This window comes from Bradyrhizobium sp. MI1.10, assembly GCF_055811035.1.
The window spans coordinates 1-533 of sequence record NZ_JBVVPN010000161.1; the positions used below are offsets into that span (position 1 = coordinate 1).

The window sequence follows — 533 nt, forward strand, 5'->3', positions numbered from 1 at the left end:
GGCGGCATCGCGATCGAGCGCATCCTGTTCAAGCCGCTCGCCAAGGCGCCGGTGCTGACCAACGTCGCCGGCTTCATTGCGCTGTTCGCGATCATCAACTCCTCGGCCGGCCTGATCTGGGACTTCACCATCAAGCAGTATCCGACCCCGTTCGGCTCCTCACCATTCCTCGGCAGCCAGCTGATCTCGACCCACCAGGCGGGCATGATCGGCGTCACCGTGCTGCTGCTGCTCGGACTCTACTTCTTCTTCCAGTACACCAAGATCGGCCTCGCCATGCGCGCGGCCGCCTCCGTGCCTGAATCGGCGCGGCTGGTCGGCATCAACACCAGCTGGATGATTGCGCTGGGCTGGGGCATGGCGTCCGCCATCGGTGCGATCGCCGGCATGCTGATCGCACCGGTGGTGTTCCTCGAGCCCAACATGATGGGCGGCGTGCTGATCTACGGCTTCGCTGCGGCGGTGCTCGGCGGACTGACCAGCCCGTTCGGCGCCGTGGTCGGCGGCTTCCTGGTCGGTGTCTTCGAAAACCT

1 protein-coding gene is annotated in these 533 nt (G+C 65.5%); it reads left to right on the forward strand.

The window, feature by feature from the left end; all coding sequences use genetic code 11:
- The coding region (locus tag AC0L3K_RS40730) for a branched-chain amino acid ABC transporter permease (protein ID WP_473368222.1) at window positions 1-533 on the forward strand (533 nt) is incomplete at both ends.